General features: G+C 69.1%; 13 protein-coding genes, 1 pseudogene and 1 riboswitch. Of the genes and pseudogenes, 7 read left to right on the top strand and 7 right to left on the bottom strand.

Annotated features, from left to right (window positions below):
- Nucleotides 1-13: 13 nt before the first annotated feature.
- A riboswitch (SAM riboswitch) is annotated at nt 14-128 on the bottom strand.
- Between the two features lie 467 nt (nt 129-595).
- The 4 genes and pseudogenes from AC1DHY_RS04925 (at nt 596) to AC1DHY_RS04910 (ending at nt 3,746) form a co-directional block, all read left to right on the top strand.
- Complete coding sequence (locus AC1DHY_RS04925; RefSeq protein WP_476880302.1) at nt 596-1,534, top strand: ATP-grasp domain-containing protein; 939 nt, start codon at nt 596-598, stop codon at nt 1,532-1,534.
- Nucleotides 1,521-2,243, top strand: a pseudogene (locus AC1DHY_RS04920) (glycosyltransferase family 2 protein); the annotation flags it as partial. The gene AC1DHY_RS04925 and the pseudogene AC1DHY_RS04920, both read left to right, overlap by 14 nt.
- 28 nt (nt 2,244-2,271) lie before the next feature.
- Entirely contained in the window at nt 2,272-2,817 is a 546-nt protein-coding gene (locus AC1DHY_RS04915; RefSeq protein WP_476903268.1) for a glycosyltransferase family 2 protein, read from the top strand.
- Nucleotides 2,818-2,984: 167 nt separating this feature from the next.
- Nucleotides 2,985-3,746 carry a hypothetical protein gene (locus AC1DHY_RS04910; RefSeq protein ID WP_476880305.1) on the top strand — a complete coding sequence of 254 codons (762 nt, stop codon included), beginning with the start codon at nt 2,985-2,987 and terminating at the stop codon, nt 3,744-3,746.
- Nucleotides 3,747-3,763: 17 nt separating this feature from the next.
- Here AC1DHY_RS04910 and AC1DHY_RS04905 read toward each other — a convergent pair whose 3' ends face one another.
- A complete protein-coding gene (locus AC1DHY_RS04905; RefSeq protein ID WP_476903236.1) occupies nt 3,764-4,711 on the bottom strand; it encodes an aminodeoxychorismate lyase in 948 nt (315 codons plus the stop codon).
- 93 nt (nt 4,712-4,804) lie between these two features.
- Here AC1DHY_RS04905 and cls point away from each other — a divergent pair, with 93 nt between their 5' ends.
- Nucleotides 4,805-6,280 carry a cardiolipin synthase gene (cls, locus tag AC1DHY_RS04900; protein WP_476903235.1) on the top strand — a complete coding sequence of 492 codons (1,476 nt, stop codon included), beginning with the start codon at nt 4,805-4,807 and terminating at the stop codon, nt 6,278-6,280.
- A 17-nt stretch (nt 6,281-6,297) separates the two neighbouring features.
- On the opposite strand, the gene pabB is transcribed toward cls, so the two are convergent.
- Together pabB and AC1DHY_RS04890 are read right to left on the bottom strand one after the other, a co-directional pair.
- A complete protein-coding gene (gene pabB / locus AC1DHY_RS04895; RefSeq protein WP_476878782.1) occupies nt 6,298-8,358 on the bottom strand; it encodes an aminodeoxychorismate synthase component I in 2,061 nt (686 codons plus the stop codon).
- A complete protein-coding gene (locus tag AC1DHY_RS04890; RefSeq protein ID WP_476878783.1) occupies nt 8,355-8,891 on the bottom strand; it encodes a low molecular weight protein-tyrosine-phosphatase in 537 nt (178 codons plus the stop codon). Before AC1DHY_RS04890 ends, pabB begins: the two co-directional genes overlap by 4 nt.
- Before the next feature lie 183 nt (nt 8,892-9,074).
- On the opposite strand from AC1DHY_RS04890, the gene AC1DHY_RS04885 reads away from it, so the two are divergent.
- Nucleotides 9,075-10,070: a S1C family serine protease gene (locus AC1DHY_RS04885; RefSeq protein WP_476878784.1), complete on the top strand. Its 996-nt coding sequence runs from the start codon at nt 9,075-9,077 to the stop codon at nt 10,068-10,070.
- A gap of 18 nt (nt 10,071-10,088) precedes the next feature.
- On the opposite strand, the gene AC1DHY_RS04880 is transcribed toward AC1DHY_RS04885, so the two are convergent.
- The 4 genes from AC1DHY_RS04880 to AC1DHY_RS04865 form a co-directional block, all read right to left on the bottom strand.
- Nucleotides 10,089-10,712 (bottom strand): LysE family transporter, encoded by a 624-nt coding sequence (locus AC1DHY_RS04880; protein WP_476878785.1) that lies wholly within the window; start codon nt 10,710-10,712, stop codon nt 10,089-10,091.
- Between the two features lie 60 nt (nt 10,713-10,772).
- Nucleotides 10,773-11,324 carry a dihydrofolate reductase family protein gene (locus AC1DHY_RS04875; RefSeq protein WP_476878786.1) on the bottom strand — a complete coding sequence of 184 codons (552 nt, stop codon included), beginning with the start codon at nt 11,322-11,324 and terminating at the stop codon, nt 10,773-10,775.
- Between the two features lie 98 nt (nt 11,325-11,422).
- Entirely contained in the window at nt 11,423-12,238 is an 816-nt protein-coding gene (locus AC1DHY_RS04870; protein WP_476903234.1) for a methyltransferase domain-containing protein, read from the bottom strand.
- 60 nt (nt 12,239-12,298) lie between these two features.
- Nucleotides 12,299-12,844: a MarR family winged helix-turn-helix transcriptional regulator gene (locus AC1DHY_RS04865; RefSeq protein WP_476878788.1), complete on the bottom strand. Its 546-nt coding sequence runs from the start codon at nt 12,842-12,844 to the stop codon at nt 12,299-12,301.
- A gap of 198 nt (nt 12,845-13,042) precedes the next feature.
- On the opposite strand from AC1DHY_RS04865, the gene AC1DHY_RS04860 reads away from it, so the two are divergent.
- Entirely contained in the window at nt 13,043-15,265 is a 2,223-nt protein-coding gene (locus AC1DHY_RS04860; protein WP_476903233.1) for an MMPL family transporter, read from the top strand.
- Nucleotides 15,266-15,361 lie beyond the last annotated feature (96 nt).

The raw sequence follows: 15,361 nt of genomic DNA, 5'->3' as shown, positions 1-15,361 counted from the left end.
ACGGATCTCCTTACTTTCACGCTTGCAGCTCGAGTGGTCGATATGCCGAGTATTCACCTGAGGCACCCCGCCGCGAAAGGGAGGGTTGCCGACCGGCAAGTCAGGGCTTGGCGCCGGGTCTCATTACTCCCCAAAAACGTAGCACCAACCGTGGCGCCCGCCGCGGCGGGGCCGTCATGTTGAGTCACGAGGCACGAGTCCCGGCGGACCGCACGCCGCGCCGCCGGGTACTCCCGGAGCTATCCCTAAGTACTACCTGCAAGGCCGGCCCACGGCCCCGGCGCCGAATCGGGTAGTCCCTACTCGGGATATCCGATAGCGGCCTCACCTTTACTGGGAGAGCTAGTCCAGGGGTCCCGGAACGGGAAGTGCGGGGGCGTCAGGGGGCCAGGGCAAGCGCAATCCCACTCCAGAGTCCGGTGCTGGCCGGACGGGGTTGCTGATCCGCCAATTTGCCCGGCGATGCTCTGGAGGGGCCGCCGGAACTTCAACGAAGGAATTGGATTGTCATGGTCTCGATTTACGTTTTCCTGTGGCGTCCGGTGGCCGGCGCCCACGAACCCGGCCGTCTCCTGAGCTCCGGAACGGACAAGCAGTGAAGCCCCGGGTGCTGGTCACCGGCGCCGGCGGCCGCGCAGGCAGGGCCATCGCGGCGCAGTTGAAGGCCCGCGGGATCCCCGTCCTGGGCACCGACATCCGCGAGCTCCCGCCCGGCGCGGGAATCACCGTGGTCCGTGTCCCCGAGGCGCGTGACCCGGAGATGGTCTCGGCCCTCCGCCGGCTGGTGGCCACCGAGGGCGTCAACCTGATCATCCCCACGGTGAGCGAGGAACTCCCGCAGTTGGCGGCGTTCCGGGCCGGCTTCGGTCCGGAGGTCCGCGTTATCGTCGGCAGCCCCGGGCCCGCGGCCATCGCCAACGACAAGCTCTACACCGCCACGCAGCTTAAGGCCGCCGGCGTTCCCGTGCCCCGCTTCGGGGTTCCGCGGGACTTCGCCGGCGCCGCCGCCGCCATGGACGCGCTGGGCGGACCCGTGGTGGTCTGGCCCCGGGTCTCCGGCGGCGGACGCGGGGTCCTGGTGGTTGACGGCAGTGCCCAGGTGGACTGGCACCGGCTGCCGGAGGGCCAGATCGTGCAGGAATATATCCCCGGCACCGAATACGGCCCCATGGTGTTCGGGATGCCGGCGCACAACACTGCCGCACCGTTCGTCGTCGTGGAGGAAAAAGCGGAGCCGGCCCAGGGCTGTGGGGGCGTGAGCGCCCGCCGGGTCGAGGCGGGGAAGGACATTGACGTGGGCAATGTTGCCATGGCTGCGGTCCGCATGTTGGGGCTGACCGGCCCGATGGAGGTCGACGTACGCCGACGCGCGGACGGGACTCCCGTGGTCCTGGACGTGAGCGCCCGGTTCGGCGCCCACAGCGGCCACGCACCGGAGTTGCTTGACGCAGTCCTGGCGTCCTTCAACCTGCCCTCGTTCAACCCGGCGTCATTCCGCCAAAGCACCGGAGCGTACGCGGATGTCCTGGTGTGAAACGGCCCTGGCCGCGGTTCTACCTGCCGCGGACCTGCTCCTGCCGGTTCTAGGCCTGCCCCTCCTGGTGCTCGGGCTGGTGAAGCTACTGGTGCTGCTACTGGCGCTCTGCTTTGAGGTGCTCGCGGTGCAGCGCCACCGCAAGGGCGCGCCGACCTTGTTCGATGAATGGCCCACCGTGTCCGTCATTGTCCCCGCCTTCAACGCGGCAACGGTCATTGAGAATTGCGTCCGGTCCATCCAGCTGACCCGCTACGACCGGTACGAGGTGGTGCTGGTGGACGACGGCTCCACCGACAACACTGCCGAACTGATGCGGGGGCTGGCCGCCGCCGATCCCCGGATTACGGTGCTGAGCCAGGCCAACGCCGGGAAGGCGGCGGCCCTGAACCTGGGGCTGGGGCGGGCCACCGGGGACGTGCTGATGTTCGCGGACGCGGACGGGATATTCACCCGCGATACCGTCAAAAGGATGCTGCAGGGCTTCCCAGACAAGAAGACCGGGGCCGTCTGCGGCGCTGACCGGCCCATCAACCTGAACCGGGCCCAGACCCGGAGGCTGGCATTCGTCAGCCAGGTCGGCACCGGCATGGCCCGGCGAGCCGTCGCCGTGGTCGGCTGCCTGCCCGCGGTCTGCGGGAACATCGGGGCCGTCCGCCGTTCGGTCATTGAGGAAATCGGCCTGTTCCGTGGGGACACCATGGCTGAGGTGTTGGAGCTGACCTGGCGGGTCCGCCGTGCCGGGTACCGGGTGGGTTTCGCCCCCCAGCGCCCTGGTGCACACGGAGCCGCCCTCCACCATCGGTGCCCTCTGGCGCCACCGGGTCCGCCGCGCCCGCGGGCTGCTGCAGACCATAAGGGTGCACAAGGATCTGACCGGCCACCCCCGCAAAGGCTTCTTCGGTGCCTGCGTTATGTCCAGCGCCATGACCGTGGTGGCGGCCCCCGTGCTGCAGATCGTCCTGCTGGCGGACCTGGCCCTGCTGCTGGCGGCGGGGCGGAGTCCGCTCAGTGCCGAGGGCTGGGCGCTGATCGGCTGGCTGGGGCTGGCCGTGACGGTGGTCCTGACCCTGTCCGGGCTGGCACTCAACCGGGCCTGGCGGGACCTGCGGCACATTTGGGCCCTGCCGCTGGTTGCCCTGTACCCCGTGTTTACCGCCCTCGCCATGGTGGCCGCCGTCGGCCAGGAAGCCCGCGGCAAGAGGGTCCGCCGCAACAAGGTCCCCCGGACCGGGGCGGCCAGCACGCCTGCCGCCGGACCGCGGGCAAGCATCACGGCGTGAGGCCTGCCCCGGTTATGGCTTCCGGCGGACGCCGCGGGCTGCCGGAGGCTGATTTCGCGCCGGTGCTAGGCCCTGCCGGCTGCATGTCGTATGCTCCCGGTATCGCACCTGCGGGCCGGTCCTCTGCCGGCGAACCGCCGCTCACTCTCACCGAATTGGGGATCCTCATGAACCTGCGACGCATCGCGCCGGCCACACTCTTGATTTCGGCAGCCCTCGCGCTCGCCGGATGCGGCGGCTCCACGGCCCCGGCATCGACAGGCGGCGCCCCCGCTACGGGATCGCAGGGCGCATCCGTGGCCGCGAGCCAGACCCCAACCCCGACGCCGACAGCCGAAGCCAAGACGTACACCCGGGGTGACCTGGCGGCAATCATCGCCGGCCTCAAAGATGCCGAGGGCAAGCGCCTGACCGCCATCCCCGCCTCGCAGCTGGACCAGGGCATCACGGCGTCGAAGGAGATGATGAAGGCGGTCAAGATCACTCCCGCGGCGTGTGCGGCCGTGGCGGACAGCAACGCCCAGATCCCCGCCGGCAGCACCTACGCCAGCGGCACGTCCCAGGCCGCCAAGGTCCAAGCTGCCACGGCGGTAACCCTCGTGGCCTTCAAGGACCCGGCAGTCCTGGCCAAGAACCTCGACGAATCCGCCGTCAACAGCAACAAGTGCTCCGACTTCACCATGGAAATCCAGGGCCAGAAGGTCACCAACAAAACCGTGGTCCTGCCCGTGGAAACGAAAGCGGAGAAGTCCTACTCCGCCATGATGACCCAGAACCTGCCGAACAACATGACCATCAGCACGGTTGTGGTGATGGGTGTCCGTGGCGGACTCGCCGCGACTGCCGTCGCCACCGGCCCGGGCGTCACGAAGGCCGCGGCGGCCGACCTGGCGCGGATGGTCAATGAGGTCTTCGCCAGCCAGGGCTAACAACGCCCCGCGGCGTCCTACTCGATGGTGGCGAAGAGTTCGTTGAGCTCGGCCGTGAGCTGGGCGCGCAGCCCCGCCGTGCCGATTTCCTTGCCATCGATGTGGTTCACGGGGGCCAGGAGCCGGATGCTCGAGATCAGCCAGACGGCGTCGGCGTCGTAGAGGTCGGCCGGGACCAGCGGGCCGTAGCCCAGTTCCCAGCCGGCAGCCTTGGCCGCGGTGAACAGGGCGCCCTGCGAGGTACCGGGAAGGATTCCGCTGTCCAGCTGCGGCGTGATCAGCCGCCGCACGGTGCGGACCCCGCCCGCGCCGTCGTCAATGGTTTCCAGGTGCGCCAGCAACACCGTCGACGTCGGGCCCTCCAGGACCCGGCCGTCGGCGGACGTAAAGATGACATCGTCCGCGCCCTGGTGGAGCGCGTAGCGCAGCGCCGCCATGTTGACGGCGTAGGACAGCGTCTTGGCGCCCAGCAGCAGCCAGGGGGCGCGTTCGCCCACTTCGCTGTCGTAGCCGCGGTCCAGCAGTACGACGTCGATGCCGGTCTCGCGCTGCCGCCGGCCGGCCGCCGGGGGCGGGGACGCCTGCACCCAGCAGGTCGGTTGGGCCGCGCCCTCGACCCCGCGGGTGGCCAGGAGCTTGACCACCACCTCGTCGTCGTCGCCGCCCGCGCTGCCGCGGAACTCGCTGATGGCCGTGTCAATCGCCCGGCGCCAGGTGTCCTCGGCGGGGATATGAAGCTCCAGCGACCGGGCGGAGCCGGCCAGCCTGGTCAGGTGGGCCTGCAGCTTCCGCGGGCGTCCGCCCACCACCAGCAGCGACTCGAAGACGCCGTCGCCGCGGGTGGCGCCCTGGTCCGTGGCCATCAGCTGCGGGCGGGACGCATCGGCGACGCGGCCGTGCTCAAAGGCGGGGTCGAGGAACACCAGCACGGTGCTGCGGGCCGGATCAGTGGCGGGGGTAGTCATGCCTTCAGCTTAGTGCGGCCTACGGCGGGATAGGATTTGCGGATTGCCCGTTCCGGAACTGTTCCGCGGGTCTGGAATTTGAGGGGTTCGCCTGTGCTGTGGCCATTTCCGCTTGTGGGAACACTCCCGTCCTGGGTGGTCCTCATCCTGACAGTCATCGACCTCGCCATCCGTGTGCTCGCCCTGGGCATCATCCCGGGGAACCGGCGCCCCACCACCGCCATGGCCTGGCTGCTGGGCATCTTCTTCGTTCCGGCGCTCGGACTGGTGCTGTTCCTGCTCTTCGGCAACTTCCGGCTCTCCCGCCGCCGCCGCGCGCAGCAGGAGGCGGTGAACACCCGGATCAGGGCCGGCACCTCGGAAATGGCCGCCGTCGAGAGCGAGTATGACGGGCCCGAATGGGTGGCGTCCGCGGCGGAGCTGAACAAGACGCTCGGCTCGCTGCCCATGGTGGACGGCAACAGCGTGGAGTTGCTCCCCGGCTACCCGGATTCCATTAAGGCGATGGCTGCCGCGGCCCGCGAGGCCAAGTCCTTCATCAACGCCGAGTTCTACATCATGAGCTCGGACCACGTGACGGACGAACTCCTGACCGCCCTCGAGGATGCCGCCGAACGCGGCGTCGAGGTCCGCGTCCTCTTCGACCACCTCGGGACCATGCGGATCAAGGGCTACAGCAAGCTCACCGCGCGGCTGAACGCCAGCAAGATCCGCTGGCGCCCCATGCTGCCGCTGCGGCCGGTGCACGGCCAGTGGCGCCGGCCCGATCTCCGCAACCACCGCAAGATCATGGTGATCGACGGCGAGGTGGCCTTCACCGGCTCCCAGAACCTGATCGAGCCCTCCTACAACAACCCCCGCCACCGCAAGGTCGGCCGGGAATGGGTCGAGCTCATGACGCGTATGCGCGGCCCGATCGTGACCACCCTGAACGTGGTGTTCGCGACGGACTGGCTCAGCGAGACCGACGAATCCCTCGAACACCAGCTGGCCCACCAGTTCAAGTCGACCCCCGGCCACGTTACGGCGCAGGTGGTGCCCAGCGGGCCCGGCTTTATCACCGAGAACAACCTGCGCCTGTTCAACACCCTGATCTACTCGGCGCAGCACAAGCTCTCCATCTGCAGCCCGTACTTCGTGCCGGACGACTCGCTGCTGTACGCCGTGACCACGGCGGCGCAGCGCGGCGTCGACGTCGAGCTGTTCGTCTCCGAGAAGGGGGACCAGTTCCTGGTCCACCACGCCCAGCAGTCCTACTACGAGGCGCTGCTGGAAGCCGGGGTGCGGATCTACCTCTACAAGGCCCCGTTCGTCCTGCACGCCAAGCACTTCACGGTCGATGACGAGGTTGCCGTCCTTGGCTCTAGCAACATGGACATGCGGTCGTTCTCGCTGAACCTTGAGGTGTCCGTGATGCTGCTGGGCGAGGACATCGTCAAGCGGATCCGCGCTGTGGAGGACACCTACCGGGGGATCTCCCGGGAGCTAAAGCTGGAGGACTGGATGGAGCGGCCCAAGCTGGTCAAGTACGTCGATAACGTCGCCCGGCTCACGGCCACCCTGCAGTAGCAGTACCCGTTCCCCGGCTAGGCCGCCGGGAAGTCCGCGCCGAGGGCCGAAAGCACCCCGAAGGCCTTGGTCCGGATCTCCTCATATTCCTCTTCGGGGGAGGAATCGGCCGTGATGGCCCCGCCAATGCCGAGGCTCAACGTGCTGCCGGACCCGCCGCCGTCGGCCACCACCAGCGTCCGGATCGCGACCGCAAGGTCGGTGGCACCGCTGAGCGAGAAGTAGCCGACCGCGCCGGAGTAGACGCCCCGGGGGGTGGCTTCGAGCCGGTCCAGGATGGCCATGGTGCTGACCTTGGGCGCGCCCGTCATGGAGCCCGCCGGGAAGCAGGCCGCCACGGCCTCGGCCCGCGGCATGCCGGCCCGCAGCTGCGCGTCGATGGTGCTGACCATCTGGTGGACCGTGGCGTAGGTTTCGATCGCGCACAGCCGGCTGACAGTGACAGAACCGGGGACCGCAAAATGGCTGAGGTCGTTCCGGAGCAGGTCCACGATCATGATGTTCTCGGCCCGGTCCTTCGGCGAGGCTTCGAGTTCGCGCCGCAGGGTCTCGTCCCGTCCCGGATCGGCGTCCCGGCGGCGGGTGCCTTTGATTGGTTCGGCGCGCATCGCCCCGCCGGCCGCGACCCGCAGAAAGCGTTCGGGCGAGGTGCTGGCCACGGTCACGCCGGCGAACCGGAGGTAGCTCGCGAACGGGGCCGGGTTGCGCCGGCGCAGCTCCAGGTAGGCTGCCCAGGCATCAAATCCGGCCGGTGCGGCGGCTGTCAGCGCCGTCGTCAGGCACACCTCGTAGGTGTTGCCTTCGGCGATCTGGTGCTGGGCCGCGGCGATTTTGTCCTTGTAGGCGGCTTCACGGTTCCTGGCATGGAAGGCGGGGGCGTGGACGGCATGGGTGCCGGGGTCGGGGGCGCCGACGTCAGAGGCGCCGGGGTCCTGCCCGGTATCCTGTGCGGCGGCCGCGCCCGACGCCGTGACGGCGGTCCGTGTCGCGGCCAGCCAGTCCCCGGCGTCTGGGGTGTCGAGGGCCAGCAGCCACACCGTGCGTTCCCGGTGGTCCAGGACGACGGCGCAGCCGGCGAAGATCAGGCAGGCATCCGGGGTGGGGGAGGCGACGTCGCTGCCGCCGGTCTCGCGCTTGAGTTCGTAGCCGAGGTAGCCGAGCCAGCCGAGGGTGAACTCGCAGGGGTAGCCTTCCGGGGCCCGCAGCGCGCGGCGGCCCCAGACCCCGTCGAGCCACCGGAAGAACCCGCCTTCGGTGTGGACGGTGGTACTCCCAACGCTCACCCGGGTCCGGCCGGAACTGTGCCGGACCGACTGGCCGTAACTGCCGCCGTCGTCCGCCAGGATGCTGAAGCGGTTGCGTTCGCCGGCTCCGGGGAGCGAGGAGTCCAGCCAGACCGCGTTCGGGGATTTGCCGTAGAGCTTGGTGAACAGCAGGGCGGCGTCCGGCGTCGCCTCGATCCGCTCGGCCCGGAGCTGCAGCCCGCGGCGGGTGGACAATTCGGGCACCAGCACCCCCGCCAGGGAGGGCAGGTACTGCAGGGCCTGGAGCACCTCGGCCGGAGCTGCGCCGTCGGCGCGGTTGAGCACATGCACGTCGGCACGGGCGGGGACATCGTCCAGTGCCAGCCACTGGTCTTCCTGGCCGGCCCACTGATCCCAGTACGGCTCATAGGTCGCACCGTCCCGGGCCAGGGCGCGGGTACGCCGTTCCCCGTCGGGGGAGTCGGCCCAGATGACGGCGTCGAGGAACGGGGCGGCGCCCGCGGACGCGGCACCCACCCCCTCGACCAGAACGATCTCGGCAGGCTGGGTGAGGCGGGTCTCGCCGTCGTAGTGCCGGTCCCAGTCCCAGCTGACCCAGCGGGCGGTTTCACCGCGGCGCAGCGGGGTGAGCACGGTGGCGATGTAGCGGTCGACGCCGGCGGACAGGCCGTTCCAGCCGGGGTAGATGTCCTCGAGGTGGAAGAGGGAAACCTTGTGATGCTCGCGGAGGCGCGCAGCGAGCTCGATGGCCAACGTGGTTTTTCCTGCGCCGGAGCGCCCGTCGATGGCGATGATGACGGGTGCTTGGCTCATGAAATAGAGCGTACCCGCTGCCCTGCGTCCTGCCGGGCGGCCTGGACATGGGCCAGGATGCCGGGGACCGCGGCCCGGATCAGGTCCCAGGTGGTGTCGAAATCGGTGTGTCCGCCGTACCAGGGGTCCTCGATGCCCTGGTCCAACGGGTCTTTCCCGGCCGCGGCGGGGTCGAAACTGCGCAGCATCCGAATCTTCGCCAGCGCCGCCTGGTCCGGGGCCGCCTGCCGGAGCCAGCCGTAGTGGTCCACATCCAGGGCCAGGATCAGGTCCCGGGACTGGAACCATTCGTTGCGCCACTCGCGTGCTATGTGCTGCTCGGAGGCGATGTTGTTCGCCGCGAGTTTCCGCGCGGCCCTCGGGTCGATCGGGCGGCCCGCCTCATACGCCGTGATCCCGGCCGAATCGACGTCGACCCCGGTGAGCTGCGCCGCGGCCGCAGCCTCTGCGAGCATCAGTTCGGCCATCGGGGACCGGCAGATGTTTCCGGTGCAGACCGTGATGATCCGGTACTGGCTCGACATTGAGGTCATGACTAAGCATGGCGGATCCGGAGGCGTCTTGGCTAGCCGGGGCGTCCGGTGGTATTACAAGTCTTGTCACATGGATTCTCGGGCTTGTCAGCGTGCGAGGGGGGTGATTTCGGCCCGGGCCGCCGGGCTCCCGCGGGCCGTTCGGCTCTGGACTGCCGACGGCGCCGGCCGCAGACTGAAGCCATGACGGATCCGGAGCCGGTGGCCCTTCCGCCGGCCGCCTTCGGAGGCGCCGACGGGGATGCGCCCTACGGGTCAGGTGATGACCCGGAGCCGGCGCCGGCCCCGGGCGGGGAACCGCAACCCGAGCCTCCCGCCGCCGGAGCGCCGCCCGCGAATACTCCCCACGGCCGGGCGGGCCGGTTTTCGCTCGGCGTCCTGCAGCTGCTGGGTGTGGTCCTGGTCGCCGCGCTGGCGGGCGCAGGTTCGGCGCTGCTGGTGGCGCGGTCCAGCGGCTGGGGTACCCAAACGGTAGTCAGGCAGTACGTCGCGCCCGGCGGCGGCGTGTCAGACCACCCCGCAGACATCAAGGGGCTGCTGGCGGCGTCGCTGCCCGCCGTCGTCGCCGTGAAAGCCGGCGCCACCCAGGCCAATCCGTTCCTGGACCCCGGCGGGGGCAGCCGGCTGACCTCGGAAGGAACCGGCGTGGTGATCAGCGCCGCGGGGGAGATCCTGACGAATGCCCACGTGGTCAACGGGGCCTCGACCCTGACGGTGACCTTCCATGACGCCACCAGTCACACCGCCCGGATCGTCAGCGTGGACAGTGACCACGACCTCGCCCTGCTGCAGGTTGCCGGCGCGGCGGAGCTGCCCATGCTGGAACTTGGCGACTCCGCGTCCGTGGCGCCGGGCGACGCGGTGGTCGCCATCGGCTACGCCCTCGGGCTGGCGGGCGGGCCCAGCGTGACCACGGGGATCATTTCGGCCACCGGCCGGAGCACCACAGCCGAGTCGGGCTTCGGGCGGAATTCGCGGCTGGCCAACTTGCTGCAGACCGACGCGTCGATCAGTTCCGGGGACTCGGGCGGCCCCCTCCTCGACGCCGGCGGCCGGGTGATCGGCATCAACACCATGGTGGCCATGTCCACCTCACAGACCGCCGCGAACGGGATCGGCTTCGCGATCTCTTCCGACACGGTTAAATCTCTGCTCCCGGCTCTGCGGGCGGGCGGCTAGCAGGGCCCGTCGGGCGCGCTAGTGGATGAGGGCCAGCAGGACGCCGACGGCGACGAACAGGACGCCGAAGGTCCGGTTGAGGATCCGCTGCCCGCGGGCATCGTGGGTGAAGCGCTGGAACGTCGTTGCGGCCGCGGCGAAGAAGAACCACATGACCAGGATGTCGATGACGATCACGGTGCCGGATAGCACCAGGTACTGCGGCACGAGCGGCTGGTCCGGGCGGATGAACTGCGGCATAAAGGCGAGGAAGAAAACGATCGCCTTCGGGTTGAGCAGGTTCACCCACAGCCCGCGGCGGAACATGGACAGCGCCGGTTCGTTGCGCAGCGCCGCGGCCTTTTCCTGGTCCAGGTCCGGTTTGTGCCGGAACTGCTGGATGCCCAGGTAGACGAGGTAGGCGGCCCCGGCGTAGCGGATGATGTTGAACGCCACCGGCGAGCTCGCCACCAGCACACCGACGCCGAGGGCAACGATCAGGATGTGCACCACCAGCGCGGCCTGCTGGCCGAGGATGCCCCAGATGGACCGGCGGAAGCCAGAGTTCAGGGAGTTGCTCATGGTGTTGATGGCACCCGCGCCGGGAGTAAAACTGATCAGGACGCCGGCGCCGGCCAGCGCCAGCCATAGGGAGAGTTGCACCTGAAAAGTTTACGGTTCCGGCCCGGCCCACTCCGCATGATGACGCGTCCGGGCCGGCGGTCAGTCCTTGCGGAGGGCGTAGTCCAGGATCATGTTGCCCTTGCTGGTCTGCTGGGAGGACTGCAGTTCGAGCCGGGTCAAAGGATCGCCGTCGTTGAACAGCCGCCGCCCGCTGCCGGCGACCACGGGGTGGACGATCAGCATAAGGCTGTCCAGCAGGCCGGCGAACAGCAGCTGGCGGACCAGCGAGATGCTGCTGAAGACGCCGATGTCGCCGCCGTCGCCCCTCTTCAGGTCCGCGACGAAGTCTTCCAGCGGGCCTTCGATCAGCCGGGAGTTCTTCCACTCCAGGTCACCCGTCAGCGTCCGGGACGCCACGAATTTCGGCAGCGGGTTGATGAACCCGCCGAAATCGGCGTCGGCTTCGGCGTTGGGCCAGTATTCCGCCCACTGCTGGTAGCCCACGCGGCCCAGGAGCCCGGTATCGATCCGGCCCATCATCTCGCCCATCCCCGCACCCAGCTCCTCGTCGAAGCTGTCGAACTGCCACAGGAACGGGTCCTCCACCACGCCGTCCACGGAGCTGAACAGGCCGGCCGTCACTTTGCGCATGCTTTTTCCTTATCGATAGGGGCTTTGAGTGCACCCTAGCGCCAGATCGGGCAGCAGGGAATGGCTTGGCGGCTGCCACTGCGGCTACGGCGTCCGGCTCAGGCGCGGGCGATGATCTCGCCGTTGGGGATCAGGAACCAGCCGTCGTCAGTGGAGCCCCAGCGGTGCCAGCCCGCGGAGATCCGGGCCAGGTCCGCGGCGGTGGCGAAGCCGTACTCGAGCGCCTGCTCGGCAAAAGCCGAATGAAGCACCCGTTCACCCCAGACCCGTGCCTGCCACCGCCGCTGCTGGCCCGTGGCGTAAAGCCAGTTGCTGCTGGTGGGTGCGACGTCGGTGAACCCGGCGGCCTGCGCCCAGGACACCAGGCGCCGGCCGGCATCGGGCTCGGCGCCGTTCCGGCGGGCGATGTTCTGGTACAGCTCCATCCACTCGTCCAGCTCCGGGAGTGCCGGGTACCAGCTCATTCCGTGGAAGTCGGCGTCGCGGGCGGCCACGATCCCGCCCGCCTTCGCGACCCGGCGCATCTCCCGGAGGGCAGCGATCGGATCGGTGAGGTGCTGGAGGACCTGGTGCGCATGGACGACGTCGAACGTCTCCGCCGGGAAATCAAGCCGGTAGAGGTCCCCGGCAACGAAGCTCACGTTCGGCACCCCGCGCTCCCCGGCCAGGGCGGCAGCATGGGCGATGACCTCCGGGGAGCGGTCCAGTCCGGTGACCTCGCCGGGGGCGACGAGCACGGCGAAGTCGCAGGTGATGCTGCCCGGCCCGCAGCCGACGTCGAGCACTGACACCCCGGGTGCGAGGTAGGGGAGGACGAAGGCCGCGGAGTTCTCCGCGGTCCGGGCCGCATGGGCACGGACCACCGACTCGTGGTGGCCGTGGGTGTAGACGTCGTCGGGCTGCTGGGCGCTCATAAGGGAACGCTACGCCTGCCGCGGCCGGGACGGACCGAACCGGCAGGTACTTGTTGCGGTTCAGTCCCGGCTGGGCGGTGCCTGCGGCGGGCCGGCCGGGGGAGCGGCGGCTTCTTGCCCGGCTTTGACCGTGGCGTCGATCATTGCGGTGATGAATCGGGTGGCGGTCTCCAGTTCAGCCGGTGTGAACCCGGCCATGGCCGCCCCCATATGCCGGGCGAGCGGAAGGAACATGGCGCCGCCGTCGCGGTAGGCTTTCGGCGTCATCCGGAGCTGCACCTGCCGGCGGTCAGGGCCCTGCCGTTCCCTCATCACGTGCCCGGACTTGTCCAGCCGGTCGATCAGCGCCGTGGTGGCCGGGGAGCTGAGGTGGAGTTCCCTGCGCAGCACGCCCGGTGTGACCACCTGGTTCTTCGCGGTGTGTTCCATGATGACGGCAAGGGCGTTCAGGTCCGTACGGTGCATGTCATTCCGGCTGCCCGCCGCGTCAGCGTACCGGTTGGCCTCAAGGCTGAAGTCCTGAAGCAGCCGGACCAGCGGCGGAGGGCCGGCGTCGGCGCCCACCGGCTGTTCGCTTGGCTGTCCGCTTGACCGTTCAGTTGACACTGCACCCTCTCTGATTCGTCCTGCCACATCCTGAGCGCTTTGCGCCCTCCGGAGTTTACTCCAGCACGCCCTCCGGGCTGTCCGGCGGCCGCGGCAGTTTTTCATCCCCATTTTCTCTAGACTGACACTTATATCTATGATGGAGATAATCTATGATTTACTAATCGTACTCCGTTACGCCACTCCGAGAAGGACGCTATGAATCGCAACCGGCCTGCCTCAACCCGTGTCCCCTTCTGGCTACGGTGGCTGGTTCCTGCCGTCCTGGTTTTCGCGTGGCTTGCCATCGCGGGGATCGGCGGCCCCACCTTTGGCCGGCTCAGCGAAGTGTCCTCCAACGATCAGGCCTCATTCCTGCCGGCAGGCGCCGAGGCCACCGCGGCGCAGGACTGGCAGGCCAAGTTCCGCGACTCCAGGGAGATTCCCGCGGTCATTGTGATCGAAGGCGATTCCGCCTTCACGCGAGCCCAGCTCGGCGAGGCGGCGGCCCTCAAGACCAAACTCGAGGCCCTGAAGGTCGGCAGTGCAGTGATCGGTCCGATCCCTTCGGAGGACTCGAAAGCGGTGCAGTTCGTGGTTCCGGTCGCCTCTTCCGACGAGGTCAAGGCCGTCATCAAGGAGCTGCGCGACGAAGTCTCGGCCTCCGCTCCGGACGGGATGCGCACCTATGTGACCGGACCGGCCGGGCTCACCGCGGACCTGGTCGGCGCATTCGCCGGCATCGACGGCATCCTGCTGCTGGTCGCCCTCGGCGCAGTCTTCCTGATCCTCCTGGTGGTGTACCGCTCGCTGCTGTTGCCGGTTGCCGTGCTGTTCACCTCGGTCTTCGCACTCTGCGCGGCCATCCTCCTGGTCTTCGGAATGGCGAAACTGGGCTGGATCCAGCTCAACGGCCAAAGCCAGGGCATCCTCTCCATCCTGGTCATCGGCGCGGCCACGGACTACGCCCTGCTCTACGTGGCCCGCTTCAGGGAGGCGCTGACGCACACCACCAACCGCACCGCGGCCGCCCTCACCGCGTGGAAAGCCGCCTGGGAACCCATCCTGGCTTCCGGCGCCACCGTCATCATCGCCCTGCTCTGCCTGCTCTTCTCCGATCTCAACTCGAACAGGGCCCTCGGCCCGGTCGCAGCCGCCGGCATCCTGTGCTCGCTCTTCGCGGCACTGACCCTGCTTCCCGCGATGATGGCGCTCCTGGGCCGGGCAGCTTTCTGGCCCTTCCGGCCCAAGTTGCTCCCGGCGACGGAGCGCGAACCCGAACTCGTCACGGGCCTCGAAGGGCAGAACGGCCTGTGGCGTGCCACCGGTTCCCTGGTCTCGCGCCGGCCCCGCACGGTCTGGATCACGTCGGTGCTGCTGCTTCTGGTGGCCTCGGCCGGCGTGCTCCAGCTCAAGGCCAACGGGGTGCCGCAAACCGACGTCATCCTCGCGGCCTCCAATGCCGTCGACGGCCAGAAGGCGCTGGCCCGGCACTTCGACGCCGGATCCGGCAGCCCCGCCGTCATCGTCGCGGATACCGCCAAAGCCCAGGAGGTGCTGGCCAAGACCAAGGCGACCGCCGGCGTCGGCGATGCCTACCTGCTAGCCGAGGGCAACGTGCCAATCGTCCCGGCCCGGGGCGCGCCCGGCTCGCCCGCAGCTCCCACCGAGCCCGCGGTGCGGGACGGCAGGGTGCTCATTAACGCCACCCTGGACTTCGCCGCCGACTCCAACGAGGCCGAAGACGTTGTGGTCAAGCTCCGCCAGGACCTCAAGCAGGCCGACGACGGCGCGCTGGTGGGCGGTGTGACGGCCACGGCCCTGGATACCAACACCACGGCCCAGCGCGACCTCGTCACCATCATTCCCGTGGTCCTCGCGGTCATCCTCGTCATCCTTATGCTGCTGCTCCGGTCCATCCTGGCGCCGGTCCTGCTGGTTGCCTCGGTGGTGCTGTCTTATGGCGCCGCGATGGGCGTCTCGGCCGTGGTGTTCAACCACATCCTGGGCTTCCCGGGGGCGGATGCGACGGTTCCGCTCTTCGGCTTCGTCTTCCTGGTGGCCCTCGGAGTGGACTACAACATCTTCCTGATGAGCCGGGTCCGGGAGGAGTCCCTCAAACACGGGACCCGGGCCGGTATCCTGCGCGGGCTGGGCGTCACCGGCGGCGTGATCACCTCGGCCGGAGTGGTGCTCGCGGCCACCTTCGCGGCCCTGGGCGTTATACCGATCATGTTCCTGGTGCAGCTGGCCTTCATCGTTGCCTTCGGTGTGCTCCTGGATACCGTGCTGGTCCGTTCGCTACTGGTCCCCGCCCTGGCCTACGACATCGGTCCGCGGATCTGGTGGCCCGGGAAGCCGGGCCGGCCCGAGGCCGACGCCGCAGCCCGGACGCTGCCGGCCGAGGCGGAACCGGAATCCGCGGAGGCGGGAATCCGGTAGGCCGCGCCCCTGACCGCAGCCGCCGTCACTGCCCCTGGTCCCCCCACCGGGCCGCGGTGGCGGCGGCTGCCTTTTCCGGTCGTAAACCCGCTCCGG

Source organism: Arthrobacter sp. 05L44 (genome assembly GCF_056397605.1).
Note: the sequence above shows the minus strand (reverse complement) of the source record. Positions and strands in the feature narration are given on the sequence as shown.